Origin of the sequence: Saliniramus sp. (assembly GCF_035311605.1) — a bacterium.
Classification (GTDB): domain Bacteria; phylum Pseudomonadota; class Alphaproteobacteria; order Rhizobiales; family Beijerinckiaceae; genus Saliniramus.
The window spans coordinates 1-2,039 of sequence record NZ_DATGCW010000336.1; the positions used below are offsets into that span (position 1 = coordinate 1).

At 61.3% G+C, this 2,039-nt stretch carries 2 protein-coding genes and 1 pseudogene; 2 read left to right on the forward strand and 1 reads right to left on the reverse strand.

The window, feature by feature from the left end; translation table 11 throughout:
* Positions 1-324 (reverse strand): annotated as a pseudogene (locus tag VKP01_RS14945) (aspartate-semialdehyde dehydrogenase); the annotation flags it as partial.
* 141 nt (positions 325-465) lie between these two features.
* Between VKP01_RS14945 and VKP01_RS14950 the strand changes: the two are divergent.
* On the forward strand, positions 466-804 hold the full coding sequence (locus tag VKP01_RS14950) for a hypothetical protein (RefSeq protein ID WP_324413666.1): 339 nt from the start codon (positions 466-468) through the stop codon (positions 802-804).
* Positions 733-1,864 (forward strand): peptide chain release factor 2 gene (gene prfB / locus VKP01_RS14955; protein WP_324413664.1). Its coding sequence is split into 2 segments (ribosomal slippage): positions 733-801 and positions 803-1,864, totalling 1,131 coding nucleotides; the frame shifts between segments, so codons are not numbered across the junction. The genes VKP01_RS14950 and prfB overlap by 72 nt, the downstream gene beginning before the upstream one ends.
* The last annotated feature ends 175 nt before the right edge of the window (positions 1,865-2,039 follow it).

Sequence of the window (2,039 nt, forward strand, 5' to 3'; positions counted from 1 at the left end):
CACGATCAGCGGCACATCTTGATCGTAGCGCCAGGCGCTCGAATTATCGATCACGACAGCGCCCTGTGCGGCGATGCGCGGCGCCCATTCCTTCGAGACGTCGCCGCCGGCCGACATCAGGCAGATGTCGATATCGGAAAAATCGTACGTCTCCAGCGCTTTCGTCTTCAGGGTCTTATCACCGAACGAGACTTCCTTGCCCTGGCTGCGGCGCGAGGCCAGTGCCACGACTTCATCGGCGGGAAAAGCGCGCTCGGCGAGGATATCGAGCAGAACATGCCCGACATTGCCGGTCGCGCCGACAACGGCGACCTTGTAACCCATCTTTTTCAAGCTCCTGAAAGAAACGCTCTCCCCTTCGGCGGCGATGCGGCGGCCATTGACCTGCCGCCTGCTCCTCCCGCCGGGCGGGAGAGTTCTCCACGGCGAGGAAGCGTTCAGCGCGTCGTTTTCACGCGCGTTCCCGTGAAGCACGTCGTTTTCGTCTCGCGAGAGCCTGAACGGCTCTGCGGGCTGGGCATTGCGGTCATCTGCATGCCGGAAGTGGCCACGACGAACTCCTGCAAGCGCATTGCATCATTGCGCGGATCGATCTGCGATTTCGCCCTTCCTGTCAAGGATAAAGGCCGGGGCGCGCCGCGACCCTTTGCAATCGCCCCCGCAAACTGGTATCGCCTGCGCGCAGGATCAATGATCCGATTCACGTCTCGCAAAAGGATGATCACGAGTACCATGCGCGCCGAATTCGAAGCATTGGTCGAGACCGCCAAGCAGTCCATAGGGCTGCTGAGGAGGCATCTTTGACTGGGATCATGCCCAGCGCCGTCTCGCCGAACTGAACGCCCTGTCCGAGAATCCCGATTTCTGGAATGATGCGGATGCCGCGCAGAAACTCATGCGCGAACGCACTTCGCTGGAAAACCAGATCGAGACGATCAAGCGTCTCGAACAGGAACTCGAGGACGCCATTACCCTGATCGAACTCGGCGATGCCGAGGGTGATGCCGACACTGTCGCCGAAGGTGAGAGCGCGCTGCGCAGCCTGGAAGGCGAAGCGGAGCGCGCCCAGATCGAGGCACTGCTCTCCGGCGAGGCGGATTCCAACGACACGTTCATCGAGGTCCATTCCGGCGCCGGCGGCACCGAGAGCCAGGACTGGGCCCAGATGCTGATGCGGATGTATATCCGCTGGGCCGAGAAGCGCGGCTTCAAGGTCGAGGTTGTCGAGGTCTCCGACGGCGAAGAAGCCGGCATCAAGAGCGCGACGCTCATGGTCAAGGGCCATAACGCCTATGGCTGGGCGAAGACGGAATCGGGAGTGCATCGCCTGGTGCGGATTTCACCCTTCGATTCCAATGCGCGCCGCCATACCAGCTTCGCCTCCGTCTGGGTTTATCCGGTGGTCGACGACAAGATCGATATCGAGGTGGCGGAATCCGAATGCCGCATCGACACGTATCGGGCGTCGGGCTCCGGTGGTCAGCACGTCAATACGACCGATTCCGCCGTGCGCATCACGCATATTCCTACGGGTATCGTGGTGGCGTGTCAGCAGGAGCGCTCTCAGCATAAAAACCGCGCCAAGGCCTGGGACATGCTGCGCGCGAGGCTCTATGAGCGCGAACTGAAGATGCGCGAAGAGAAGGCGAATGCCGAGGCCTCCTCCAAATCGGAGATCGGCTGGGGCCACCAGATTCGCTCGTATGTGCTTCAGCCCTACCAGCTCGTAAAGGATCTGCGCACGGGCAGGCAGTCGACGAGCCCGAACGATGTGCTTGATGGCGCGCTCGATCCGTTCATGGAAGCCTCGCTGGCCCAGAAGGTCTCCGGCGGTGCGGCCGAAGCCGTCGCCGATATCGATTGATGCGATCGCTGTCGCCGGCAGAGCCCGGCGACAGCACAGTCCACGCAATTGCAGCAATCGCGTTCAGCGGGTGAAAACCAAGTTTCTCAAGCCGGTCTTCAACCCCTTCGTGCATTCTGTCGCGGATGACAGGGACTGGCTGATGGGGACGGAATGCTTGCCGAATTCTGGAACA